The 25,654-nt window shown below is 60.8% G+C and carries 21 protein-coding genes and 5 pseudogenes; 17 read left to right on the top strand and 9 right to left on the bottom strand.

The features are described from left to right. Positions 1-74: 74 nt before the first annotated feature. From ACIQUB_RS31280 to ACIQUB_RS31270, 3 genes are all read right to left on the bottom strand, one after another. The gene (locus ACIQUB_RS31280) at positions 75-326 is read right to left on the bottom strand and encodes a hypothetical protein (protein WP_402935844.1); all 252 of its coding nucleotides are present in this window, start codon (positions 324-326) and stop codon (positions 75-77) included. Between the two features lie 566 nt (positions 327-892). Continuing rightward, positions 893-1,468, bottom strand: a complete 576-nt coding sequence (locus tag ACIQUB_RS31275; protein WP_402935841.1) for a peroxidase-related enzyme — start codon at positions 1,466-1,468, stop codon at positions 893-895. Next, a complete protein-coding gene (locus ACIQUB_RS31270; RefSeq protein ID WP_402935838.1) occupies positions 1,465-1,947 on the bottom strand; it encodes a CMD domain-containing protein in 483 nt (160 codons plus the stop codon). Before ACIQUB_RS31270 ends, ACIQUB_RS31275 begins: the two co-directional genes overlap by 4 nt. 168 nt (positions 1,948-2,115) lie before the next feature. Here ACIQUB_RS31270 and ACIQUB_RS31265 point away from each other — a divergent pair, with 168 nt between their 5' ends. The 9 genes and pseudogenes from ACIQUB_RS31265 to ACIQUB_RS31225 all read left to right on the top strand — a co-directional run bounded on the left by ACIQUB_RS31265 (position 2,116) and on the right by ACIQUB_RS31225 (position 12,401). After that, the gene (locus ACIQUB_RS31265; RefSeq protein ID WP_402935835.1) at positions 2,116-3,105 is read left to right on the top strand and encodes a LysR family transcriptional regulator; all 990 of its coding nucleotides are present in this window, start codon (positions 2,116-2,118) and stop codon (positions 3,103-3,105) included. Further along, a complete protein-coding gene (locus tag ACIQUB_RS31260; protein WP_402935832.1) occupies positions 3,102-4,580 on the top strand; it encodes an NAD(P)-binding domain-containing protein in 1,479 nt (492 codons plus the stop codon). The genes ACIQUB_RS31265 and ACIQUB_RS31260 overlap by 4 nt, the downstream gene beginning before the upstream one ends. Before the next feature lie 8 nt (positions 4,581-4,588). Further along, the gene (locus tag ACIQUB_RS31255; RefSeq protein WP_402935829.1) at positions 4,589-5,329 is read left to right on the top strand and encodes an amino acid ABC transporter ATP-binding protein; all 741 of its coding nucleotides are present in this window, start codon (positions 4,589-4,591) and stop codon (positions 5,327-5,329) included. Between the two features lie 16 nt (positions 5,330-5,345). Continuing rightward, positions 5,346-6,164 (top strand): amino acid ABC transporter substrate-binding protein, encoded by an 819-nt coding sequence (locus ACIQUB_RS31250; protein ID WP_402935827.1) that lies wholly within the window; start codon positions 5,346-5,348, stop codon positions 6,162-6,164. A gap of 57 nt (positions 6,165-6,221) precedes the next feature. Next, entirely contained in the window at positions 6,222-6,929 is a 708-nt protein-coding gene (locus ACIQUB_RS31245; RefSeq protein ID WP_402935824.1) for an amino acid ABC transporter permease, read from the top strand. 18 nt (positions 6,930-6,947) lie between these two features. Next, positions 6,948-7,640, top strand: a complete 693-nt coding sequence (locus ACIQUB_RS31240) for an amino acid ABC transporter permease (protein ID WP_402935821.1) — start codon at positions 6,948-6,950, stop codon at positions 7,638-7,640. 164 nt (positions 7,641-7,804) lie between these two features. Next, a pseudogene (locus ACIQUB_RS31235) lies at positions 7,805-9,253 on the top strand (sigma-54-dependent Fis family transcriptional regulator). Between the two features lie 167 nt (positions 9,254-9,420). Then, positions 9,421-10,489: pseudogene (locus ACIQUB_RS31230) on the top strand (2,3-butanediol dehydrogenase). 109 nt (positions 10,490-10,598) lie between these two features. Next, positions 10,599-12,401, top strand: a complete 1,803-nt coding sequence (locus ACIQUB_RS31225; RefSeq protein WP_402935850.1) for an NAD(P)/FAD-dependent oxidoreductase — start codon at positions 10,599-10,601, stop codon at positions 12,399-12,401. A 232-nt stretch (positions 12,402-12,633) separates the two neighbouring features. Here ACIQUB_RS31225 and ACIQUB_RS31220 read toward each other — a convergent pair whose 3' ends face one another. After that, the gene (locus ACIQUB_RS31220) at positions 12,634-13,278 is read right to left on the bottom strand and encodes a ThuA domain-containing protein (protein WP_402935817.1); all 645 of its coding nucleotides are present in this window, start codon (positions 13,276-13,278) and stop codon (positions 12,634-12,636) included. Positions 13,279-13,351: 73 nt separating this feature from the next. Next, positions 13,352-14,635 carry an ABC transporter substrate-binding protein gene (locus ACIQUB_RS31215; protein ID WP_402935814.1) on the bottom strand — a complete coding sequence of 428 codons (1,284 nt, stop codon included), beginning with the start codon at positions 14,633-14,635 and terminating at the stop codon, positions 13,352-13,354. A 137-nt stretch (positions 14,636-14,772) separates the two neighbouring features. On the opposite strand from ACIQUB_RS31215, the gene ACIQUB_RS31210 reads away from it, so the two are divergent. From ACIQUB_RS31210 to ACIQUB_RS31190, 5 genes and pseudogenes are all read left to right on the top strand, one after another. Beyond that, a complete protein-coding gene (locus tag ACIQUB_RS31210) occupies positions 14,773-15,804 on the top strand; it encodes a LacI family DNA-binding transcriptional regulator (protein WP_402935847.1) in 1,032 nt (343 codons plus the stop codon). Between the two features lie 5 nt (positions 15,805-15,809). Continuing rightward, positions 15,810-17,666: a DUF2264 domain-containing protein gene (locus tag ACIQUB_RS31205; protein WP_402935811.1), complete on the top strand. Its 1,857-nt coding sequence runs from the start codon at positions 15,810-15,812 to the stop codon at positions 17,664-17,666. Then, on the top strand, positions 17,663-18,673 hold the full coding sequence (locus ACIQUB_RS31200) for a hydroxyacid dehydrogenase (RefSeq protein ID WP_402935808.1): 1,011 nt from the start codon (positions 17,663-17,665) through the stop codon (positions 18,671-18,673). Before ACIQUB_RS31205 ends, ACIQUB_RS31200 begins: the two co-directional genes overlap by 4 nt. Positions 18,674-18,831: 158 nt before the next feature. Continuing rightward, a complete protein-coding gene (locus ACIQUB_RS31195) occupies positions 18,832-19,500 on the top strand; it encodes a response regulator (RefSeq protein ID WP_402935805.1) in 669 nt (222 codons plus the stop codon). Positions 19,501-19,519: 19 nt separating this feature from the next. Next, positions 19,520-20,925: pseudogene (locus ACIQUB_RS31190) on the top strand (sensor histidine kinase). A gap of 55 nt (positions 20,926-20,980) precedes the next feature. Here ACIQUB_RS31190 and ACIQUB_RS31185 read toward each other — a convergent pair. The 3 genes and pseudogenes from ACIQUB_RS31185 to ACIQUB_RS31175 form a co-directional block, all read right to left on the bottom strand. Continuing rightward, positions 20,981-21,808, bottom strand: a complete 828-nt coding sequence (locus tag ACIQUB_RS31185; protein ID WP_402935802.1) for an ABC transporter permease — start codon at positions 21,806-21,808, stop codon at positions 20,981-20,983. Between the two features lie 26 nt (positions 21,809-21,834). Then, positions 21,835-22,653, bottom strand: a complete 819-nt coding sequence (locus ACIQUB_RS31180; protein WP_402935799.1) for an ABC transporter ATP-binding protein — start codon at positions 22,651-22,653, stop codon at positions 21,835-21,837. Positions 22,654-22,748: 95 nt separating this feature from the next. Next, positions 22,749-23,288, bottom strand: a pseudogene (locus ACIQUB_RS31175) (ABC transporter substrate-binding protein); the annotation flags it as partial. Here ACIQUB_RS31175 and ACIQUB_RS31170 point away from each other — a divergent pair. The 3 genes from ACIQUB_RS31170 to ACIQUB_RS31160 are packed head-to-tail and all read left to right on the top strand — an operon-like array spanning position 23,236 to position 24,983. Further along, entirely contained in the window at positions 23,236-23,487 is a 252-nt protein-coding gene (locus ACIQUB_RS31170) for a hypothetical protein (protein ID WP_402935853.1), read from the top strand. The pseudogene ACIQUB_RS31175 and the gene ACIQUB_RS31170 overlap by 53 nt on opposite strands. Then, positions 23,475-23,645: a winged helix-turn-helix domain-containing protein gene (locus ACIQUB_RS31165; RefSeq protein WP_402935796.1), complete on the top strand. Its 171-nt coding sequence runs from the start codon at positions 23,475-23,477 to the stop codon at positions 23,643-23,645. Before ACIQUB_RS31170 ends, ACIQUB_RS31165 begins: the two co-directional genes overlap by 13 nt. Then, a complete protein-coding gene (locus ACIQUB_RS31160; protein ID WP_402935793.1) occupies positions 23,646-24,983 on the top strand; it encodes an ATP-binding protein in 1,338 nt (445 codons plus the stop codon). A gap of 588 nt (positions 24,984-25,571) precedes the next feature. Here the strand turns inward: ACIQUB_RS31160 and ACIQUB_RS31155 are convergent. After that, a pseudogene (locus ACIQUB_RS31155) lies at positions 25,572-25,654 on the bottom strand (IS5/IS1182 family transposase); the annotation flags it as partial.

The following is a 25,654-nucleotide window of genomic DNA, read 5'->3' as shown; positions in this document are numbered from 1 at the left end:
CAACATCAAATCACACATGACGGTCCCTCTGTTCAATCCAAGTGAATCAAAACCGAGGCAACATAACAAGTAATTTAATAGGTCCTGAACCTAGTGAAGCCGTTATGGAGCACGACAAGATGAGGTTTCTTAGACCAGAACGAGGCGGACAGGCCTTCACCTTCGCGCCGTCGCATACACGAGTACCCTTTTAGCTCTAATGTTGCGAGCATTGGTAACCCAAAAGCTTCACCCGCCCCCGTCGAGCTTTCCGATGACCCAAGACCAAGATAGGCCATCAACTGGCGAGGATTATCGAAGCGCCTAACATTGCCGATCTCGAACACAAGGCGACCACGGTCATGAATGCAACGCCGTGCATCGATTGGTAGGCGGACACGACCGGTGCCATCGACCAGGATGCCGCGGTTTCCACCACCAGCTTGCTCAGGCGATCAAGATGCACACCGGTACGCTCGATAGCCTTGCAGTATCTCCCCAACAAGATGTGGTGGGCGGGGTGGTCAAACGTCTAGCGCGCCAGCCATCTTTTATGGGCTCGCGTCGATGGGATGAGAGGTATAGATCGGGCCGCAGGGCAGGAGACCCGGCGCCCAGGTGTTTGGGCACCAAGAACGAAATGTGGAGCGATTTGCGTATCGACAACGCATTGAATGAACGTGCTCTGACGGAGCTGTGGCGTCTTTTTCGAGAACTTTCAGGTGGATCGTCGATACGATCGACCTCATGCAATCCCAATATGCGCGCAACGGACGGCCTTGAAAACGGCAGCAGGTCGTGCACTGCTCGGCATCGGCCATGCCGGAACCGAGCGCCCATGGGCGGTGCGATACGTCGAGCGTTCCGTACCGCGATTTGGCCTTCGGTAGAGAATTTGCACCCTCGCACCAACTTAGCCCATTACCGGCTCGCCCAGAGTGTGCATCAGCCGGTTTGCCCAGCCGAAAATCGACGCGGACAGAACCAGATCCAGGGATTCGAGCTCGGAAAGACCAACATCCGCCAGTTCCTGCGCATCGGCCTGCGTCGCCTGCGGAGGTGTCGTCGACAGGTGCGCGGAGAAGTCGAAGATCGCCTGCAGGTGTTCGTCTAGCTCGGCGTCGAGTTCATCGGCGAAGATCGCGTCGATCACGTCGGTGCGCTTGGTGTAGTTGATGAACCGGGACGAATGGACGGCGGCGCAATAGACGCAGCGGTTGACGACGGATGCTGCCGTGGCGCCCAACTCGCGTTCGCCGAGCGAGAGCCCGTCCCTGCCGTACATGATCAGGTTGAACAGGGGCGAACGCACCGCAAGCGATTCAGGATCGTGTGCGAGCGTCAGCACATAGGTCGAGATACCCTTGTTCGAGGGCGTGACCTGCATGGCTTCGCGCTGTTCCTCGGTCGCGGTCTCAAGATCGACAGGAATGACGTAAGGCTGCCAGCGAGGAACCTTGGTGGTGAAGCTGTGGACTGCTTCGCTCATTTTCTTGCTCCAATCAGCTTCAGACCCGCGATGACACGCACTTGATAGTTCACGAAGGCGGCAAGCTCCGACAAGCGGACGATGTCGGCATCGGTCACGCCTGCGCTGCGCAATGCTTCGATATGGCCGCGTGTGGATTCGCGTGGCGCCAGAGTGAGACGGTCGGCGTGGCGGACGATCTCGCTTGTGCGTGCATCGTCCAAGTTGGTGCCGGGCTGCGCGAGCAGCGACGTTTCGCTTTCCGCGGCGCGATCGACCAGCGTGTCGTAGTGATCGGCGAGCGCTTCGTTGCTATTGTGACGGGCCATGCGCGCCGCGAGCGCCGCGCGCAGCCCATGCGACAGGCCACCGGGATCGCGCGGCAGAAGCACTGCATTGTGCGCAGCCTCGCTAAGACGCAGGATCTCCGCGCGGTTCTCCATTGCCTCTGCGAGCGCCGAACCAGGCTTCACGTCGGCAAGCGTTTCTATGAGTGTCAAAAGAAGGCTCCTTTGCAGTCCGCTGAAGCTTACCAGTTAGGTCTCACGGGCGGTCATGTCAAATTAGCATGAATGCTTTGACCTTATGCAAAATAATTATTTCTTTTCGAGTGCATTTATAGAAAACCCATGCTTTAAATGCATGGGGAACAATGGTTGATGTTGAATATGCATAGTAACTCAATTGACATTCGCCAACTTGAAGCTTTCGCGGCCGTGATGTCCGCCGGTTCCGTGACCGGGGCGGCTCGTCTGTTGGGGCGGTCGCAGCCGGCCGTTAGCCGGCTGATACAGGACCTCGAGGCTGAACTCGGCTACGCGCTTCTTCACCGAAGCAGCGGGCGTGTCCAACCGACGGCACGCGGATTGCGTTTTCACGCCGAGGTCGAACGTCATCTTGCCAGCCTCATCCATATTCGCGAGCGCGCCGAGGCAATCGGCCGTGACGAGCCGGCGACGCTGACGGTCGCCGCGACACCGTCGCTCGCCGCTGGCATCCTGCCGCAAGCATTGGCCGCTCTGCCCGGCGATCTCATCCCGCGTCACCTGCATGTGCAGTCACTCGCGGCCGAAAATGTGGTGCAGGCCGTGATCGCTCGCTCTGCGGATCTCGGCATATCGAGCCTGCCGCTCGAGCATCCGGGCCTCGAAATTCATTGGGTCGCGGAAGCGCCCTGCGTTGTTGCCATCGGCGCCGACGATCCGCTTTCGAATGACGACGTCGTTCGCCTGGCGGATATCGCCGACCGCCGGGTGATCACGCTCGCCAATCCATATCGCCTGCGTCACCGCGTTGACGAGGCGCTGGACCGGGCGGGCGTCGCTCCTGACCGGATCATCGACGTCAACGCATCGCTGACTGCGCTCTCGCTTGTTCGCGCCGGATTGGGCGTCGCCATCGTCGAGCCGGCCACCGTCTACGGCGTGCCACTGGATGGTATCGTCATGCGCCAACTCGACCAAAACATTCCGTTCCTGTTCGGAGCGATTTCCGCCGCCGCGTTGCCGCTCACGCCGACGGTTTCCGCTGTTATCGATGCCGCGCGCGTGCAGTCTCTCGCCATGCCCGGCTGCCGTCTTCTGGAAGCGAACGGCACCGATGCTCTGGCCGACAGTGTCTATGGCCAAACCACCATTTCAGAGGGAGCGCCCACATGAGCGACCTTTCCGCATATCCCGAGAATCTCGCGGGGCTTGAAGAGCGCTTGCGTCAGGATCTCTCCTGGCTGGAATTGCCCGCCAAATCCTGGGTGCCCGCACGTGACGTCAATGGCCAGCCGGTTGTCGAAGTCGTTGTCATCGGCGGGGGGATGGCTGGTCTCGTCGCTTCCGGAATGCTGAAGCGCCTCGGCGTCGCCAATCACCTCGTGCTCGACAGGGCGGCGGCGGGGCAGGAGGGGCCGTGGGTTACTTTCGCCCGCATGCGGACCCTTCGCTCGCCGAAGCAGCTTACGGGCCCGGCGATGGGGCTGCCGGCACTCACATTCAGGGCCTATTACGAAGCGCGCTTCGGCCGCGAAGCATGGGACGCTCTCGATCGCGCTCCCCGCGAAATCTGGATGGATTATCTGATCTGGTACCGGAAGGTGCTTGAGCTGCCAGTGCGCAACGGCGTCTTTGTCGACAGTATCGTCCCGCGTGAGGACGGCATGCTTGACATTGGGTGCAGTCAGGGCGGCGAACACGAGACGATCGTTGCCCGCCATGTGGTGTTGGCAACGGGGCGCGATGGTCTGGGCGGTCCGTTTGTGCCCGAGATCGCCAATAGCATCCACCGCCGGTTCTGGGCTCACACGGCTGACGAAATCGACTTTGGAGCGCTGCGCGGCAAGCGGGTCGGCGTGATCGGCGCTGGCGCTTCGGCCATGGACAACGCGGCAAGCGCGCTGGAGGCTGGGGCCGCTCGTCTCGACATGTTCGTGCGCCGCACCAAGCTTCCCGAGATCAATAAGTTCACCGGCATCGGCAGCCAAGGCGTCGTCCATGGTTTCGCCGGGCTGCCCGACGGGTGGAAATGGCGTTTCCTCAACTACGCCATGGGGCAGCAGACGCCGCCGCCGCGCCCAAGCGTGCTGCGCGTCAGCACTTTCGAGCAGGCTCATCTTCATCTCGAAAGCCCGATCAGCGCCCTTCGCCAGGAAGGCGACCATATCGTCGTCAGCACGCCGCGCGGCAGCTATCCCGTTGATTTCCTGATCTTCGGAACCGGTTTCAAGATCGACCTGACCAATCGGCCGGAACTGGCAAGCTTCGAGCCACACATCCGCCTCTGGCGCGACCGCTTCCCGTCGCCATCAGGCATGGCAAATGGTGAGCTCGAAGGCTCGCCGGATCTCGGCGAAGCGTTCGAGTTTCTCGAAAAGACGCCGGGCTCGTGCCCGACGCTGTCGAAGATCCACTGCTTCAATTTCCCGGCCACACTGAGCCACGGCAAGCTGACGGGCGATATTCCTGCAATCAGCGAAGGTGCCGACCGTCTGGCGCGCGGCATCGTCCGATCGCTCTTCGTCGAAGACCGCGAGACGCATTTCGCCAACCTTCAGGCCTTCGACACACCGGAACTTCTCGGCGACGAGTGGGCCGACGACGACAATATTGAAGCGCTTTCCGAACTATCTTCCCAGAGGAACTGAGACCCGCGATGCTCGAGATCAAGAACCTGAAGCTATCCTACGGGAGCACCCAGATCCTGAACGGCGTCGATCTCTCCGTGAAAAGAGGCGACGTGGTGTCCATTATCGGCCCAAGCGGGACCGGCAAGACGACACTATTGAAGTGTATCAACCATCTGGCGAAGCCGGCATCCGGAACTATCGCCTTCGATGACGTCAAGATGGATTTCGCGCGCCCCGACAAGGCAGCCGTCCAGGCGATCCGCCTGCGCACCGCGATGGTGTTCCAGCAGTTCAACGTCTTCAAGAACATGACGGTCATCCAAAACGTCATGGACCCGCTGGTCGTCGTGCAGCGCAAGTCGAAGGACGAAGCCCGCGCGATCGCGCTGCAGGAATTGGCGCGGGTCGGGCTGTCGAACAAGCTCGACAACTATCCGTCCCAGCTTTCGGGCGGCCAGCTACAGAGAACGGGCATTGCGAGAGCGCTCGCGGTCAAGCCCGACGTCATGCTCTTCGACGAGCCGACATCCTCGCTCGATCCCGAACTCGTCAACGAAGTGCTGAAGGTGATCAAGGACGTCACGTCCTCGGGCATCACCTCGCTTCTCGTCACCCATGAGATGCAGTTCGCCAAGAACATCTCGAGCCGCATCGTCTTTATGGACGGGGGTGTCGTCGCAGCCGACGGCAGCCCGTCCGAAATCTTCAATACGCCTTCCAACCCCCGCCTCGCACAGTTCCTCAACTCAGAACGCGCGATCCAGTAAAGAAAGGATGCCTGAAATGACTTCCATGAGTTCAATTTCTCGCCGTGGTCTCGGTCTCGCCCTAGCAGGCGTCGCGATCGCGTTCGCAACGGCTTCGTTTGCCGAAGACGTCCGCACCATCAAGATCGCCACATCGGCGGAATCCAAGCCGCTGTCGTGGGGCGCGATCGGCGTCGAGCCGCAGGGCTATGAGCCCGACGTGCTAAAGGCCATCAACGCCAAGCTGCCGCAGTACAAGTTTGTAATGGAAGGTGCTGCCGACATTGCCCAGGAAACGGGCCTTGCGACCGGCAAGTACGACATCGCCACCGGCGGCTACTACCGCGCCCCAGCGCGCGAAAAGCAGTTCCTCATTCCGGAAGCCCCGATTGGCGCCAGCCTAATCAAGATTTACAGCCGCAAGGACAGTGGCATCAAGGAAATGAAGGATTTGGTCGGCAAGAAGATTGTGCCGGTAACGGCTGGCGGCGGCATCTACAAGTTCGCCACTGCATGGCAGGAGAAAAACCCTGACTACAAAATCGAGGTAACCGCCTCGAGCGCCGGCATTCCCTATCCTGACCGCTTGAAGGAAGTTGAAAACGGGAAGTACGACGCGCTGGTTCTGCCATCCAATCTCGGCGAGCAGACGGTGATCGACGAACAGAAACTCGCAGTGCAGGCGAGCGAGCCCGTCTCGATCAACCAAACCTTCGTCCTGATCCACCGCTCCGAGGAAAACAAGGCGCTTTCCGATGGCATCGACAAGGCGCTGAAGGAACTCAAGGCCGACGGCACGCTCGCCAAGCTCTCGCAGAAGTGGTTCGGCGAGGACATCACCACGTACATGAAGTAACGCCTGGCTTTCGAAGCCGGCGACCAGGCCCCAGACCGAAAGAAGGAGTGTTCCAAAGTGGACCTTTCCATAATGATCCCCGAGCTGATCTCGGCATTGCCGCTGACGCTTGCGATCACGTTCACGGCCATGGCCGTCGGCTTCATGCTGGCATTGATCACGACAACATTGCGGGTGCGCAGCATTCCCGTGATCAGCCAGCTGGCTGCTCTCTACGTATCCTACGCCCGCAGTGTTCCCGTCGTCCTCCAGCTGTTCGTCGCCTTCTACGGACTTCCCGTGATCATGGGCTTGTTCGGCATCGACGACTTCGTCTCGCCGACGATCGCCGCGATGCTCGGCCTCAGCCTCTATCACGGCGGTTATCTCTCGGAAGTGATGCGTCCAGCCTATCTCGCGGTCGAGCGCGGTCAGCACGATGCGGCCGACAGCCTCGGATACACGTTCCGGCAGAAGCTGTTGCGAGTCGTTGCGCCACAGTCGGTCCATATCGCGCTTCCCGGATACGGAAACGCGATCATCTACCTGATCCATAACGTGGCGCTCGTCATGTATATCGGCGCGGCCGACGTGATGGCAACGGCGCACTTGGTGATGGAGCGGGATTACAACCAGTACCAGTTCGAGACCTACCTCGTGCTCGCGGTGCTCTATTCGGTGCTGTGCCTCGTTGCCTGGGCGATCGTGCGATTCTTCGAGCGCCGCTCGGGGAAATATGCTTCGAACGACAAGACCGTCAGCGCGCCGCTGATGGCAAGCATCTGATCGGCGAAGGGGACCATCATGTTCGATAGCGAAGTTCTTCTTCCCGATCTCTACGAAATCCTGGGCGCTGTGCCGCTCACCCTTGCGATGGCGCTTGCCATCTTCGTGCTGTCGACGATCGTCGGCAGCCTGTTCGCCATGATCGAATACCGGAAGATTCCGGTCCTCCGCAAGCTCGTCGTTGCCTACAAAGTCGCCTTCAAGGGCGTGCCGATGGTCATCGTCATCTTCCTCGCCTATTACGGCCTTCCATCGACCTTGCACTTTCTGGCTTCGCTTGTCGGCATCGACTACAACGGCCACTCGACGCCGAACTGGGTCACGCTGATCGTGGCGCTGACGGCCTGTGTCGCAGCTTTCCAGGCGGAAGTCGTCAAGGGCGCCTTGAACTCTTTCGATACCGGCCAAGCGGACGCTGCCTATTCGCTAGGCTACAAAAAGAGCCAGCTTTTTCGCCGTGTGATGCTTCCGCAGGTCATCGTCGCGGCAATCCCGGATCTCGCTAATTCCTTCATGGTGATCATGAAGGCCCTGTCGCTCGGTTTCGCCATCGAGGTAGTTGATATTTTTGCGCAGTCGCAGCTGACCGCGGCGCTGAACTTCTACTATCTGGAAGCCTTCCTGGTCGCCGTCGTGATCTACATGGTAATTGCCTATGCCGTTACACAGATCGCCGACAGAACTGAGCGGGCGCTCAGGGTACGGACATAGAGGCTGGCTGGCTCTCGTCGTGTTCGAGACACGCATGTGAATACGGACTGCCTGCGTTCGAGTGTTTGATCGAAGGCCACGTGTCGTTGCTTTCGAGCGGAAGGCGCTATAGCTTCGCATCATAAGCCACAGCGGGAGCGGCTTCGTGCGAGCCGGTGACGTCCATGTCATTCGCCGACCACATCAAAGAAATAGAGAGCGTCGGGCTCGGCAAGAAGACCGGGCGCGATGACGCGCTCATCAAATCCTGGCGGCGTTGCCTTGACGATTACCGGCTGGACCCGACACGGGCGCGTGAAGCGGTTATCGTCTCAAACACCCAACTGCGCGAGCATCGGCAACAGGCGGAAGACTTGGTCCGGATTGCCCGATCTGGCCTCGAACGGCTCTATCAACAGATCGCCGAGCAGCATTATGTTGCTCCTATCCGACCAGCAAGGCGTGACGGTGGAGTTCCTTGGTGATCCGACTTTCGACAACAACCTGCGCAAAGCGGGGCTCTATCTTGGATCGGAGTGGTCGGAGCCGCAGGCCGGCGCCTGTGCGGTCGGCGCGTGTATCGCGACGGGCGAAGCTCTGACGATTCATCAGACTGATCATTTCGATATTACCCACACGCCGCTTTCCTGTACGGCCTCACCGATATACGACGTTCATGGAGGACTGGCAGCGGTTCTCGACATCTCGCTCCTCAAGCATTGCCATCAGCAATGACAGTGTTTGCCGGAGAGACACCGGTCATGTCCGGCTTCCGACGCAGAGTCGCAAAACTCGCCGCGACGTCCTTGCCGCTCATGATCCAGGGTAAAACGGGAACAGGAAAGGAATACCTCGCGCGCTTTGTTCACCAGGCGAGCGGCGTTAAAGGCCGCTTCGTCGCCATCAATTGCGCGGCGATCCCCGAACAACTGATAGAACGCGAACTCTTCGGCTACCTTCCTGGTGCCTTCACGGGCGCGTTGGCCAAGGGCCGAAGAAGCCTGATACAGGATGCCGACGGCGGCACGCTATTCCTCGATGAGATTGGCGATATGCCGTTGATCGCGCAAAGTCGCCTTTTGCGCGTTCTGGCAGAGCAGGAAATTACACCAATCGGCGGATCTCTGCCGCAAAAGGTGAGTTTCCGCGTCTTGTCCGCGTCGCACCGGCCTTTGGCCAAGATGGTCGCCGACGGGACGTTCCGCGAAGACCTGTTCTATCGATTGAACGCGGCTACCCTCGATATGCCGCCGTTGCGCGAACGTGACGACTTTGATTGGCTTCTCACGCGACTGCTTGAGAGGCACGGCTCACGAGGCCAACCACTTATCTTGTCGACAGCCGCTCGTGCGATTGTGACCGGGCACTCATGGCCGGGCAATATTCGGGAGCTCGATAACGCGCTCGCCTATGCGAGGGCGCTGAGTGAAGGTGGTATCGTGGAGTTGGACGACTTGCCAGAGAGCCTGTCGCGAGGGCCTCATGCAGTCCGTCCGGGCGACGGAGCCGACGAACTGAACGCGCTGCTGGTGGCTTGCGGCGGGAATATCTCGGAAGCGGCGCGGCGCCTTGGTGTCGACCGCACAACGCTTCATCGCCGGATGAGACGGTCGGGTTTGCGTAGCATCCACTGAGACACGTGCCACACCTGTGGCGCCACACTTGATGCGGCGCCACAGGCATTCAACACCGGCCAAGACACCGAGAACGCTGCCATGCAAGGATTTCAAGCTCACGCGTTCCCTTGGCACAAGCCTTGCCACTTCCCTTGCGGACAACAAAATGCACCAAGGGAAAAGACATGCGCGCACTGCGATTTCATGCAGCCAAGGATTTGAGAATTGATGACCTGCCAGAGCCGGACCACCTCGGTCCAGGGCAAGTCAAGGTCAGGAACCGGTTCGTCGGTATTTGCGGGACGGACCTGCATGAATACAGCTACGGTCCGATCTTCGTTCCAAAAGAACCGCATCCCTTCACCCATGCACACGGACCGCAAGTCCTCGGCCATGAAGGCGGCGTCGTTGAGGCGATCGGCGAAGGGATGACATCGGTTGAAATCGGTGACCGTGTCTCCATCCAGCCGCTGATCATGCCGCGTTCCGGCGATTACTTCGCCGACCGCGGCTTGTTCCATTTAAGCCCGCAACTGGCACTCGTCGGCCTCAGTTGGCAGAGCGGCGGAATGGCAGAAGCGGCCATCGTCAACGAATACAATGTCCAGAAGATACCAGACGAGATGACCGATGAAGAGGCCGCACTCGTCGAGCCTACCGCAGTCGCCGTCTACGCGTGTGATCGCGGCGGGGTCACTGCCGGTAACAGCGTGCTGGTGACCGGCGCAGGGCCAATTGGAATGCTGACGCTGCTTGCCGCGCGGGCCGCCGGCGCGGCACAGCTTTTCGTCTCCGATCTCAATGATGCGCGTCTTGAATACGCCAAAAGCATTGTTCCTGATGTTGTGACCATCAACCCGAAACGCGATAACGTCGGCGACGTCATTCGTTCCCTCACGGAAGGCAATGTCGGCTGCGACGTCGCCATCGAATGCGTCGGCAACGAGCACGCACTGAAAGCTTGCGTCGACGCAGTGAGAAAACAGGGCGTTGTCGTGCAGACGGGCCTGCACCCGCATGACAATCCACTTGACTGGTTCCAGGTGACGTTTCGCGACCTCGAGATCAAGGGTTACTGGGCCTATCCTACTCACTACTGGCCTCGTCATCCGGCTGATCGCCTCAGGGCTTCTCCCTGCCAAGAAGGTCGTCACCAAAAGGATCACGCTCTATACCGCGGTCAAGGAAGGCTTCGACGCGCTGCTCGACCCGGCGGGAACGCAGCTCAAGATCCTGATCGATCTTTCAAAATAGTGTCCTCCGCTCGATCGGCTGGAAGAGGAGCCCGTCGATCGAGCGGACATTGTCTGCGCCACCCGATCTGGTGGCGCGTGAAGCAATCAAGCAACCAAGGAGGAGTGACATGCTTGACACCAGTGCCACCACAAAAATCGACGCGACGCTTGCAAAGCTCGGCAGCGCACTCGAGGGCGGCGATATCGACGCGGCCGTGAACCTTTTCCAACAGGACTGTTACTCGCGAGACCTCGTCACGTTCACATGGAACCTGCGAACCCTTGAGGGACGTGACCAGATCCGAGACATGTTGGTTTCCCAGCTGGCCAACATCAAGCCCTCGAATTTCAACCAGGATGCCACGCAGGCCGCTGGCGAGGCCGGAGGCGTCGTCGATGGCTGGTTCGAGTTTGAAACTGCAGTCGCCAGAGGATACGGTCACATCCGCTTGAAAAATGGACTGATCTGGACGCTCCTGACGACGATGACCGAACTCAAGGGCCATGAAGAGCCCAAGGGTATCCGTCGCCCTCTGGGCGCCGAGCATGGCCACGATCCAAACCGCACCACCTGGAAGGAAAAGCGCGAGACAGAGGCCGAGGCGCTTGGCTACGCTGAGCAGCCTTATGTTGTCATCATCGGTGGCGGGCAGGGCGGCATCGCCCTTGGCGCCCGCCTGCGTCAACTCGGCGTGCCCGCCATTATCATCGAGAAGAACGAGCGGCCCGGAGACAGCTGGCGCAAGCGCTATAAGTCGCTGTGCCTGCATGACCCGGTTTGGTACGACCATCTGCCTTACATACCGTTCCCGGAAAACTGGCCGGTCTTCGCGCCCAAGGACAAGGTTGGCGACTGGCTGGAAATGTACACGAAAGTCATGGAGCTCAACTATTGGAGCTCGACGACGTGCACCTCCGCGCGTTTCGACGACGAGACTGGAGAATGGACGGTCATCGTCGACCGAGACGGCGAGCAGATCGTGTTGAGACCGAAACAGCTTGTTTTGGCAACCGGCATGTCCGGCAAGGCGAACGTGCCGAAGATCTCTGGCCAGGTCATATTCAAAGGCGAACAGCAACATTCTTCACAGCATCCGGGCCCCGACGCCTATCGCGGCAAGAAAGTGGTGGTCATCGGTTCAAACAACTCTGCCCACGACATCTGCGCGGCGCTCTGGGAGGGTGGCGCGGACGTGACCATGCTGCAGCGTTCATCGACACATATCGTCCGCTCGGACTCTCTGATGGAAATCGGTCTTGGCGATCTTTATTCGGAGAGGGCGCTTGCGGCAGGCATGACGACGCGTAAAGCGGACCTGATCTTCGCGTCCTTGCCCTACAAGATCATGCATGAGTTCCAGATCCCGCTTTATGAAAAGATGCGGGAGAAAGACGCGAGCTTCTATGCTGCTCTGGAGAAGGCAGGTTTCATGCTGGACTGGGGGGCAGACGGCTCAGGCCTGTTCATGAAATATCTTCGGCGAGGGTCCGGCTACTACATTGATGTTGGCGCATGTGATCTCATCATCGACGGCTCCATCAAGCTGAAGTCAGGGGTGGACATCGATCGGCTCACTGAGAATGCCGTTCTTCTGAAGGATGGGACAGAATTCCCGGCCGATCTCGTGGTCTACGCCACCGGCTACGGCTCGATGAACGGTTGGGCCGCCGACCTGATCTCGAAGGAGGTCGCCGATAAGGTCGGAGAGTGCTGGGGTCTCGGCTCCGACACTCCAAAGGATCCCGGCCCCTGGGAAGGCGAGCAACGCAACATGTGGAAGCCGACCCAGCAGGAAGCGTTATGGTTTCATGGCGGCAACCTGCATCAATCCAGGCACTACTCGCAATATCTTTCGCTGCAGCTTAAGGCACGACAAGTCGGCATCGACACACCGGTCTATGGGTTGCAGGAACGGCACCATGTGAACTGAGACACTTGAAGACTGGAATTAAGCGATATGGGAGAGCCGGCAGCAAAATCCGGCTCTCAATGATCATGAGCCAGCAGACCACAAACAAACGCGCCCGCGACCGGTCGCGGAACAGCTTTTGACTACGAAACGTGTTGCGCTCGATCTGACGACCTATGATCGGACGATAGCGAGCGAGCAGGCGGGGCGTGTCCTTGGCCAGCTCGGTAGGGAGCGTTTTTCTGGGAGCCGGCTAGCGGCGCGCGGCCCAGTTCAAACCGCGCCGTAGTATCAGCGGCATATGGGGATGATCGAACTCGGCGGCGATGTGACCGAGTGCGGAATAGAAGACGCGGCCGGCGCCAAATCGGCGCTTGACGACGACCGGCATGGTGACATTGCTGGCCGCAGGGTCATGTTCGCCGGTGAAGGTGGTGGTCGCTAGGATTTCGATCGAGGGGTCGTAGTGCAGGTAATATTGCTCGGACCGATAGTCGAAATCCGGAATGCCCTGCATCACCGGGTCCTCCGGGCAGGTAACCGCGACGCGAAAGTCGATGATGTTGCCGGGATGGGCGACCCAGGTCACGCCGCAGACATAGCGGAACGGCGCGCTTTCCTTGAATGAGGTCGCGAGCGAGCCGTGATGGCCACCAAGCCCAAGTCCTCCGCGGACCGCTTCCACGAGGGCGTCGGCATGAGCCTTTTCGAGGCTCTCGCCCGTGATTACGGGTACGAGAAGATCCGCCTGAGCAAGCTGCGGCGAACCGAAGACGCCGAGATCGTTGGTGACTTCGTTCTGGAAGCCGTCTTCGGCGAGAAGGCCGGCAACGATGCGAGCGCATTGCTCCGGCTCATGACCCTTCCAGCCTCCCCAGACGATGATCGCCTTGCGCATGATCTTCCCTTATCTCTGATGCGCTGGACCGCCGGGGCCATGGCGCGCCGGCGGTACAGAAATTTGCACGATCTCAGCTGCGGATCGTGGCCTTCCCTTCCTCGACCAGCCGCGCCGCCGCTTCGGCGGGCGTCGTGCGCTCGAACGCCAGTTCGTCGGCGATCGGGCGCAGGACGCGCTGGTCGAATTCCGTCGATCCCAAAGGCGCGGGCGCCGGGTAGTCGCCCACCTGATCCTTGAGTAGGTTCACATATTTCACGGTATCCTGCTCCGTCGGGTTCAGGTTCGGCAAAATCGCTTCGCGGACCGCCGGCGATAGCGGCACGCCGCGTTCGACACCGAGGATCTTGCCGGCCTCCGGATCATTGACGAAGAAGCTGATGAACTGCGCCGCGGCTTCGCCGTTCTTCGTCGTCGCGCCGACGCTCCAGATGAGAGCCGGGCGATAGTAGTGGCCTGATGGCCCGCCTTTCTTCTCGCGGGGCAGCATGGTGATGGCGAGCTTGTTCTTCGAGAGGAGCTGGTAGCCGACGAGCTGGTTGGAATAGGCCATGCCCATTGCCGACTTGCCGAGCGCCAGGCAATTGGTGTCGATAGTGTTCTGGTCCAGCGTCTGCACATCGGCGGCGACAGTTCCGCCCTTCTTCCGCAGATCCTCCCAGAAGCTGTACCACTCCTTGGCGTCCTCGACGTCAAAGCCAAGCGCCGCATCCTTGTAGAGGCTTTTTCCGCGCTGCCGCAGCCAGGCGTCGAACACGTAGGTGTAGCGCGCGCCATAGGGGCCGCCCGCGTAATTGGTCTTGCCGACGGCCTTTGTGAGCTCGACCGCCAGCTTGGCGTATTCGTCCCAGGTGAGATCCGGCGTGGGCAAGGGGATGCCTGCCGTCTCGAATGCCGTCTGATCGAAGAAGAGCGCGAAGGAATTGAGGCCGAGACCTACGCCGTAAAGCTTTCCGTCGACGGTCGTCAGTTTCAGTATGTCCTTGCCGAAGGCGTCGACCTTCAATGTCGAGGGCACGAATTCATCGAGCGGCAGGCAGGCGCCGCGCTTCGAGTAGTCGGAGATCGTCCCCGGCTCGAGTTGGAACACATCCGCGATCGAGCGGCCGGCCATCTGTGTTGCGAGCTTCGTCCAATAGCCGTCCCCGCTAAGAGATTCGCCGATGATAGACACGCCAGGAGTCTTGCCTTGATAAAGCCGGGCGACGTCGAGCGTGCGCTTTGCCCGATCGTTCGAGCCCCACCACATGGCGCGCAGCTGTGTGTCCGCCGCGAAGGCCGGCATGCCGGCGCCGAGTGCAAGGCCGCTCGCCACGCCGGCGGAGCCCATCAGAAATGAACGTCGATTGATCTGCATGCTGCTTCCTCCGGTTGTCTGCCCGGCGTCCTCCAACGCCTTTCGGGCACATGGCGGGAAGATTACGCAAAAACTTTCTGTTTGCAATAAAATATCTTTCTATTGCAAATTTGCATAATTTGCATAACTCTGCGTTTATGAACCAGATTAAATCAAAGCGGCCGCGTCAGGCCGATATTGCCGCTGCCGCAGGCGTCTCGGTATCCACCGTGTCGCGGGTCCTGGCGAATGAGCCTGGGATCAGCGAAAGTGTTCGGCAGCACATCCTGCGGGTCGCGGCCGAGCACGGCTATCAGACCAAAGGTTCCTCCGAGCAAATGCCGGGCGGTCTTGCGTTGATTGCTAGCGACGGCGTGACAGGCGGGCTCAGCGTCTTTTACGAAACGATCGTGGAAGGCTTACGCGCGGGGGCTGCTGACGCCGGCATGTCCTTCGATGTCCGGCTTGTTCGTGAGGATCGCGCCATGCCTGATGTCATTCGCGATCACATGAAGGCAACCAACGCAGAGGGCTTGTTTCTGGTCGGGATCGATCCCAACCCCGCGCTTCGACGGTGGATCGAGACCGACAAGATCCCGGCCGTTCTCGTCAACGGCACCGATCCGCAACTTTGCCTCGACGGCGTCTCTCCAGCCAACTTCTTCGGCGCCCTTCAGGCCGGCGAACGGTTGCTTGCAGCGGGACATCGCAAGATCCTGCATTTCACCGGTTCACATCGCCATACCATCCGCGAACGCGTCAGGGGCTTCGACGCGGCGATCGCCTCGGTGGAGGGAGCCACCAGCAGCTTGGTTCCGATGAGTTTCCAGGGCAGTGCCAGCCGGGAAGCCCACGAATTGATGGCCGCCATCCTGGACGAAAATGCGGGCTTCACTGCCGCTTTCTGCATGAACGACTTCATTGCCGTCGGTGTTCTGGAGGCCGTCACCGAGGCGGGGCGTCGTGTGCCGGAAGACTTCGCGATTGTCGGCTTCGACGATCTGCCCTGCGCCTTGATGACCAATCCGCCGCTCTCCACCATGCGCGTCGATCGGGGCGCTCTCGGCCGCGAGGCCATTGGCCTGATGATCGACAGGTTCCATGTCCGATCGGCGCCGGCCCGTCACGTATGCCATGCGGTCGTTCCCATTATAGGCGGCACCGTACCAATGCCGAAAACCGATGAGTGATAGAGATGACCTATGATCCGGCCAGCGCCAATCCGTTAGCAGGCAACCCGCTGGAGACGCGCGAGGATATGAGCCGCGCGCTCCTCGACCTCTTCGATCCGTTGCTCCCCTATTTCTCGAAGGGCAACGCACGCGTTCGGCTGGATGGTGCTGGCGCCCATTTTGATCGCGCGGCCGCGGACCTGGAAGGGTTTGCTCGTCCGCTTTGGGGCCTGGCTCCACTTGGAGCGGGAAAAGGCGATTTTGCCCACTGGCAGCGTTTTGCGGAGGGGCTTGCGAACGGCACGGATCCCGACCACCCGGAATATTGGGGCACGGTCAACGGGCGCGACCAGCGCATGGTCGAACTCGCGGCGCTCGGCTTCGCCTTGGCGCTTGTCCCCGACAAGATCTGGGAACCTCTGAGCGAGCCGGCGAGGGCCAATGTCATCGCCTATCTCAAGCATGCGCGGCAATTCGATTATGCCGACAACAATTGGAAGTTCTTCCGCATCTTTGTCGACATCGCCCTTGATCGTGTCGGTGCCGATTTCGACCGCAGCCTGACGAGGCAATATCTCGAGGAGCTTGAGGGCTTCTATATCGGTGACGGCTGGTATCGCGACGGCAATGTGCGCCGCATCGACCACTACATCCCCTTCGCCATGCATTTCTATGGGCTGATCTATTCCAGGCTTGTCGATGACGACTACGCGAAACGCTACCGCGAGCGCGCCGTTCTGTTTGCCAAAGATTTTCGCAACTGGTTTGCGCCCGATGGCGCGACTATCCCCTTCGGCCGCAGTTTGACCTATCGCTTCGCCTGCGCAGGCTTCTGGTCGGCGCTCGCCTTTGCCGATCTGGAGGCACTGCCCTGGGGCGAGATCAAGCACCTCTGCCTGCAGCACCTGCGCTGGTGGAAGGACAAGCCGATGACCAATCGCGATGGCATCCTGTCGATCGGCTTCGGCTATCCGAACCTGCTGATGTCGGAAAGCTACAACTCGGCGGGATCGCCCTATTGGGCGTTCAAGGCCTTTCTGCCGCTGGCGATCGCGGATGACCACCCGTTCTGGGCCGCGGAGGAGAAGGCTCCGGCTCCAAGCGAAAGTGTCGCGCCGCAGCGCCATCCCGGCATGGTCCTGATGCGGGCAGGTGGCGACGTCGTGGCGCTGTCTTCGGGACAAGAAAACCTGCAGATGCGCTTCGGCACGGAGAAGTACGCGAAGTTCGCCTATTCGGCACGCTATGGCTTCAGCGTCGAAGCCGATGAACGGAGTTTCGCCGGCGGTGCATTCGATTCCGCGCTCGCCTTCAGCGGCGATGGACTGCACTACCGCGTGCGCGAGACGAACACCGAGGCGAAGCTCGCCGGCGTCGTGCTCTATTCAAGATGGTTGCCATTCAAGGATGTTTCTGTCGAAACCTGGCTTGTTCCCACGGCACCCTGGCACATGCGCATTCACAGGATCAATTCGCCGCGCCCGCTGCAAACGGCTGAAGGCGGGTTTGCGATTGCCAAGAGAGATTTCGATCTAGATGTGCTTGAGGCCGGGCCGGGGAGTGCCCACGTCATCGGCGATGCCGACTTCTCCGGCATTGTCGATCTGGGCTCTACGGTGAAGCGAATCGGCCTGGCGCAGAAAGCTCTGCCGAATACCAACCTGATCGTCGCCAAGACGCTTATCCCTCAATTGCGCGGCGAAATCCCGGCCGGCGAGACCGTCCTCATTGCGGCCGTGCTCGCGCTCGATGATCCAGCCGCAGTTTCCGGCGCATGGACCAGGCCCCCGGCGGCACCTGATATCTCCGCGCTTGAGGCCAGGGTTGCCAGGGACGGCATCACCGTCAGTGCCATCGAAGCGCCGGGGCAGATGCCATGAGCCGACCGGGTATCGCGCTTGCCATGCATCCCGGCCGGACGGAGCACGTTCTGCCCGATCACCTTCTCGAGCGGCTAGAGAGTCTGGGCCGGTTGCTTGACCGGGAACCGTTGCAGACCTTTGCAGACGAACGCGCCAGGCGACTATTGCCCGAAACAGAAATCCTTATAACTGGATGGGGCGCTCCCTATGTCGGGCGCGATGTGCTTTCAGCCGCCGGAGGGCTGAAGGTCATTGCCCATGCGGCAGGAACGGTGAAGGGCCTGATCGACGAGGAGGTGTTTCGCGCAGGCATCGCCGTCAGCCATGCGGCCGAGGCCAATTCGATCCCGGTGGCCGAATTCACGCTTGCCGCCATCCTCTTCGCCGGCAAGCAGGTTTTCCGGTTTCGCGACACTTACGTCGCGGACCGCAACCGCGATCGCACCCATCCGATGCAGCGGCTTGCGATCGGAAACTACGGCCGCACCGTCGGCATCGTCGGCGCATCGCGCATCGGCCGGCGCGTGATCGAATTACTGAAGCCTTTCAATTTCAAGGTCATACTTTTTGACCCGACATTGAGCGCATCAGAATGTGCCGCGATCGGCGTCGAAAAGGCTGATCTTGATACCCTGATGCGCAGCGCCGACATCGTCTCGCTGCACGCGCCTTCGCTGCCATCGACACGTAATATGGTCGACGCTCGAAGACTTGCGCTGATGAAAGACGGCGCCACGCTCATCAATACGGCGCGAGGCGCCATCATCGACGAGGCGGCACTTCTCGCCACGCTTTCGACCGGCCGGATCGATGCGGTCATCGATGTCACCGATCCCGAGATACCGGAACCGGCATCCGCGTTTTACGACCTGCCGAACGCGTTCCTGACGCCGCACATCGCGGGCGCCGTCGGCCTGGAGCGGACGCGATTGGGTGAAATGGCTGTCGACGAGATAGGGCGATACATGAGCAGCCAGCCACTGCAATACGCGATAACGCTAGCCGACCTCGAAAAAATGGCTTGAAGGACGGTCGTGCTGCGCAGAGCTAGCTCGACGAGCCAGTCAATCGCTACCAAAGCCGTCTCCGGTCTTCCAGGCAAATGCTGGAGGCCAGCTGAAAGCAGGGGCGTCGGACACCAATTATCTTCCATTGCAGTCGAGCGAAATGCTATAGCTCGCATATGAAAATCCTCATCGTCGAAGACAATAAAGAGCTCGCCGATTGGCTCGCGAAGGCTCTGCGCCAGGCACAATATGCGGTCGACATAGCCTTCGATGGCGAGGATGCGGAATTGATGTGGAAGGTCGCGCGCTACTCGGCTGTCATCCTCGATCTCTCCATCCCGAAGATCGACGGCATGACGCTTCTGAAGCGGCTCCGGCAAAGCGGCGAGAGGGTTCCCGTCATCATCCTCACGGCAAATGCCAGCCTCGACGGCCGCGTGGCTGGTCTGGATAGCGGCGCCGACGATTATCTTGCAAAACCTTTCGAGATCGCTGAGCTCGAGGCGCGCATAAGAGCGATTGTCCGGCGCGGGCAGGATCGCGCCGTGCCGGAGGTGGTGGTCGGCGATCTGGTCTTTGCCGGGGCCACGCGCCAGTTCTCGATCAAGGGCGAGCCGCTTGCGCTGACACCCAGGGAGCACGCGGTTCTCGAGCACCTCATCACCCGCATCGGAACGACGGTCTCCAAGGCCGCTTTGTCGGAAAGCGTCTTCGGCTTCGATGACGAGGCCGACCCGAGCGCGATCGAGATCTATGTTCACCGATTGCGCAAGAAACTTGAGGCCAGCTCGGCCCAGATCGCGACGTTGCGCGGGCTCGGATATCTTTTGCGGGACGCGTCCTAACATGCGTCGCCTGCGTGCCATGCTCGTAGCTGTCTGGGCCTTGCGGCAGAGCCTGCGAGCCCAACTTCTGGCCTGGGTCGTCCTGACCCTCATCGGCGCCATCTGCTTCAATCTCTACGAAAGCTACCAGACGGCCGACCAGACGGCGAAGCTCGTCACCGACCGCACCTATTGAGCTCTGCCCGGGTGATCGCGGAAGCGGTGCGGGTCGACGAAGGCGGCAATGTTGAGGCGGACATTCCGCCGGCCGCGCTTGAGACGTTCGATACCGGTTATGGAGACCAGGTTTTCTACCAGATCATCACTGCCTGGGGGAACCTGATTGGCGGCTTTCCGGACCTGCCGTTGCCGACGGTCGAACGCACCGGGCAGGATCTGGCGTTTCGCAATTCGCCCGTTCGTGCGCTGACGCTCAATCATCCTGTCGTCGGGCTCCCCGATAACGGCGCCATCTCCGTCACCGTCGCGAGCACCCATAACAGTCAATACGCTTTGCGCAGGCGCTTGTGGCTAGATGATTTTTCCAAGCAGTTCGTGCTCGTGCTGCTTGCGGGTGCGGTCACGATCGTCGGGCTGCAGCGAGGGCTGGCGCCCGCGCTGCGGCTGCGCGATGCCGTGCGGGCCCGTGGGCGCGAGCGATTGGATCCTCTTTCGCCCAAGATGGTCCAGACCGAATTTCAGCCGCTGGTGCATGCCTTGAACGACCATATGGAGCGCGTTCAAAACCAGATGGTGGCGCAGCGGCGATTTGTTTCGAATGCCGCCCATCAACTGCGAACGCCGCTCGCGTTGATGTCGACGCAGGCAGGAGTCGCGGCACGTGAGACGGACGACGCCAGCCGCGAGGAGGCGCTGCAAGCCTTGCGCGGCAGCATTCGCCATGTCTCCCGTCTTGCCAGTCAGTTGCTTACGCTGTCGCGCGCCGAGCCGGGCAGCCGGCGGCCGCGAAGCGAGACCATCGATCTTGCCGCTACCGCCCGCGATATCGTCGCAGCTCATGCCGAGCAGGCGCTGCAGCGCGATATCGACCTTGGCCTTGAGGTTTCAGATCCCGTTCCCGTCGAGGGCGATGGGACGATGCTGCGCGAAATGCTCGTCAACCTCGTCGACAATGCCATTCGCTATACCCGCCCTGGCGGCACCGTGACGGTTTCCGTTGCCCGGACGGGTGATGTCGCCGTGCTCGATGTCGAGGACAATGGGCCGGGTATTCCAGTGGCCGAGCGCGAACAGGTCTTCGAGCGGTTCTATCGGGTACTCGGAACAGAGGGTGAGGGCAGCGGCTTGGGGCTGGCGATCGTTCGTGAAGTTGTCGATGGCGCCGGCGGCGAGGTCGTTCTCGCCGAGGCTGGCGGTGGCGGCCTCGTGGTGAGCGTGCGGCTTCCGATCGCGGCTGCGAAACAGGGTAGGGATACGCAGGTATGAAAAAAGGTCGGATCTTTCGATCCGACCTTCGGAGAGCCTGGGAGGATGGGCGCTCTTACTGGGAGTCCATGTGCTGTTGCGGACGCCATTTGGCGAGGCGGTTTTCGATGATCGTCATGATGTATTCGGCGACAAGCGTGACGACCATGACCAGCAGGATCGCGGCGAACATGCCCGCCGCGTCGAAAGTGCCCTTGGCGATCGAGATCAGCTGACCGATGCCGAAGCGGGCGCCGACGAACTCGCCGACGATCGCGCCGATGATGGCGAAACCGAACGACACGTGGAGGCTGGCGAAGATCCAGCTCATGGCTGAGGGAATGACAACCGTGCGCGTCACCTGCCAGTCGGAGGCACCGAGGATGCGGGCATTGGCGATCATGTTGCGATCTGCTTCACGCACGCCCTGGAAGGCATTGGCGAAAACCACGAAGAACACCATGATGAAGGCGAGCGCCACCTTGGACGGAAGCCCGAGACCCATGATCATGATGAAGATCGGGGCAAGAACGACACGCGGGATCGAGTTGATCGCCTTGATGTAGACCGAGAAGATATCCGACAGGAAGCGATTGCGACCAAGGCCGATACCGACGAAGACGCCGGTGATCGAACCCGCGAAGAAGCCGATCAGCGCCTCTTCCATCGTGACCCAGAGATTGTACCAGAGCGAACCTTCGGTCGTGCCTTCCGTTGCCCATTCATAAAGGCGCTGAACGACGCCGCTTGGGCTTGAGTAGAAGAACGGATCGATCCATTGCATATTGGCGATCTGCCAGAAGCGGACGAGCGCCTTGCGACGCTTCATCGCCTTCATTGCGGATGCTTCGATTTCCGCGTCCGATGTTCCCGGGCGAAAGAGCGCGGCGGAGCCGACGGCCACGAGTTGTATCAGCCATTGTTTCCTCCTCAGGCGGCTTCGCTTGCGCGGCGGTAGCTGGTTTCCACCTCTTCGCGCAGGTCGTCCCAGATCGTCTTGCAATAGTTGATGAAGCTCTGCTCGTAGCGGATCTCCGATACGACGCGCGGGCGCGGAAGGTCGATCGTGTAGACGGATTTCACGATCGCGGGGCCGGCCGTCAGCACGTAAACCTTGTCGGCCAGTGCCACGGCTTCCTCGAGGTCGTGGGTCACGAAGATCACCGAGGCCTTGCGCTCGGCCCAAAGCTTCAGGAGTTCTTCGTGCATGACGGTGCGCGTCTGGACGTCGAGCGCCGAGAAGGGCTCGTCCATCAAGAGGATTTCCGGCTCGTTGATGAAGGTCTGCGCCAGCGAAACGCGCTTGCGCATGCCGCCCGAAAGCTGATGCGGGTAGTGATGCAGGAACTTCGAGAGGCCGACGCGAGCGAGCCAGTCCTTGGCGCTCTTTTCCGCTTCCGCCTTCGACTTCCCGCGAAACAGCGGTCCGGCCATGACGTTGTCGATGACGTTCTTCCAAGGGAAGAGCGCATCGGTCTGGAAGGCGAAGCCGACCCGGCGGTCGATGCCGGTGATGGGACCACCCATCAGGCGAACCTCGCCGGCGCTCGGGCGGGCAAGGCCGGTCACGAGGTTGAGCGTCGTCGACTTTCCACATCCGGTCGGGCCGACGACGGCGACGAACTCGCCGCGTTCAACAGTCATGTTGAAGTCACGAAGCGCGGTCAGCGATTTTCCGGTCGGCGAGACAAAGCGGCGACTGACATTGATCAGCTCGACGGCAGGCATCTTGGTGTTTTCCTGTTGCATGGCGAATACCTGTGCGTGCCTCTGCGGGCGTGCACGCAGTGCCCATAGCGCGCTGGCGGTCCCGCCAGTTGGCGGGCCACCCTTCGCGACGGAAGTTACTTCGCATTCTTGACGAACTCGGTCGTGTAGGTCTTGGAGAGATCGATTTGCTTGCCCTTCTTCACGTTCTTGGAGAACTCGGACAGCACGGCCAGAACCGTCTTCGGACCATCTTCGGGCATGACGCCATCGGGCGTGAACATGCCCTTACCTTCGCCGAGTGCCTTGATGTATCCGTCCTTGTCGCCGACGTAGAAGTCCTTCGGCATCTTGTCGGCGATTTCGGCCGCCGAATGCGTGTTGATGAACTTCAGCGTCTTCACGAAGGCGTTGGCGAGCTTCTGGGTTTCTTCCTTGTGCTCGTCAGCCCAGGAGGTCTCGAGATAGAGCGAGGCCGCGGGGTAGGTGCCGCCGAGCGCCTGGCGCGTTGCTTCAGGCGTGCGCATGTCGACGAGAACCTTGGCTTCGCCGGTCTTCAGCATGCGCGAGATCGTCGGCTCGGTCGTCATGCCGGCCTGGATCTGGTCCTGCTGCATGGCGGCGATGAAGGTGCCGCCGGCGCCGACGGGAACCGTCACGACGTCACCCGGCTGCAGCACCTCGCCTGCCGGCGGGGCGCTGGAGGCTGCCAATGGGGTCAAGCGCTTCGCGGGCCTGATCGTCGATCCCGAGGCGCGCACGATCTCGACCGAGGACGGAACCGCCGTGCCGCTGACGACGACGGAATTCGATCTGCTTGCCTGCTTCCTCGACAGCCGAAGCGGGTGCTCTCGCGCGATCAGTTGCTTGACCTAACGCGAGGCGCCAGCGCCGAGACCTACGACCGGACGATCGACGTCGCGATCTCGCGCCTGCGCACGAAGCTCGCCGCCTGCCTGCCGCCGAATGTCCAGGTTATCACCACGGTGCGCAATGCCGGATATCTTTTCAATCTCAATGTGACGGACGGCTAGATGGGCCGGTTCGGAATTCTCTCGCGCATCGCCCTCATCGTCACGGCGGCACTTTTTCTCGGCCAGATGGCGGTCCTGCTCTCCTATCTTTGGCAAAGCGGACGCTCCCCGTTGCCGCCCTATGCCATCGCCGATCGCGTCGTCGCGGTCGTCCGTCTTCTCGATGAGACGCCGCCGCAGGCGCGCCAGCAGGTGCTTGACGTCGCCAATGCCCAGGGCTTCGGCGTCACCTACGGCCCCGGCATACCCGCCGATTTCGAGGATAATCTCAGCATTTCACGGCTTCGCGTGGTCACCCAGGCGAAGATGGAAGACTATGCGCCGGGCCGCATCGTCCGCGCGGGCACACGGCTCGGCCAGGAGGATCGCCGCGACGCCTTCACGATTACCTTCGTGGTCGGCCTGAAAAGCGGCGAGGTCGCCATCTTCACCATCTCTGACGAGACCACGCTGAGGATATGGAATGTTCCGATCGGCTTCCTGGGCGGTCTGTCCGGTATCGTTGTCGCTCTCCTTGCGGTGTTAGCGGTCGCGCGCGAAACAAGGCCGCTGACGGAGCTTGCCCGCAGTATCGATGAACTCGGAAATCGCGTCGAACCGGTCCCGGTCAAGGAGCGTGGCGCGCGCGAGCTGCGCACGCTGATCCGCGCGATCAACAACATGCAGACCCGCATTCTGGCACTGCTGACCAACCGCACGCTGTTTCTCGGCGCGGTGTCGCATGATCTGAAGACCTATCTGACGCGCTTTCGACTGCGCCTTGAGATGATGCCGGCCGGCCAGCATCGCGACCGGGCGGTGCTCGACGTCGAAGCGATGGAGCATCTGCTGAACGACGTCCTTCTGTTCGCCAGCGAATCCACAAGCACGGAGACCGCTGACGAGATCACCGACATCAACGAAGCGCTGCTCTATTGCGCATCCGGCCTGGACGATGTCAGCGTCGATCTCTCGACGACGCCCAAGGCGCTTACTGCGCGCATGCCAAGATCGGCACTGTGCCGGGTAATCGACAACCTGCTTTCCAAAGGCGTGCGCTATGGCCATCATGTCCGCGCCTACCCCGAACGGCGCGACGGCGTCGCCTGCCTCGTCTTCGAGGATGACGGCCCGGGAATACCGGAAGAGGACCTTTCCATCGTCTTCGAGCCCTTCTTCCGCGGCGAGCCATCCAGAAATCGCGGCCATGGCGGCACCGGGCTTGGCCTTTCGATCGTCAAGCAGATACTGGATGCCCATGGCGGCAGGGTGGTGCTTTCGAACGGGGATACTGGCCGCGGCCTGCGCGCCATGGTCTTCCTGCCACTCGCGCCCGCTTCGGCGACGGTCACAGACTGAAACAATATCGAACTAGGACGGCAAATCCACCGGGCTATTCCTGCGTATTCCGACGCGGCGCGATGCCGGGTCCCAAGCCAGAAGTTGCATTCATGCCCACGAAACCGAAGCCACAATATCGACAGCTGCTTCAGGACCCGTTGATCCGTCAGATGACGGCGGCGGACGGTGTGTGCCCGCGCGAGCTCGAAACGCTACTGAACGAGGTCGCCGATCGATTGCAAGACAGAGGAGAGACCGGCCCGTCCACTTGCATCGTCCTGCGCTCCAAAGCCGGACGCTCCCTCGACGAACGGTATTCCGGCGCATGCACCCGGCTTCTGAGAATGGGGTATTCGCCGACGATGCATTGATCGCGTGGGAACAAAAAAACACCGCAACCCCTGGGGATTACGGTGTTTTTATATCACGGTAGGCCTCGAGATGGGACAGGAGGCGAGGGGCTCGCCGGGGACTGAGCCCCTCGCATTGCTATTGCGGCAATGGGCCGTGCACCTTCCACCTGAAATCACCATCGCCGTCAGACTGCCGCGACAGGCTGGACTTTTGATCGGTGGCGACTAGGGCGTAGACTCGTAACGACCTGATCCAGATGCGGGTGGCGAGTAGTTTTACGGCTGCTAGGAAGTTTTGAGGGTCCTTGTCATATCGAGTGGCAATCCCTCTGAACT

Source organism: Rhizobium sp. NPDC090275 (assembly GCF_044772225.1).
Lineage (GTDB): Bacteria > Pseudomonadota > Alphaproteobacteria > Rhizobiales > Rhizobiaceae > Rhizobium.
This window is presented reverse-complemented; position numbering and strand designations above follow the sequence as displayed.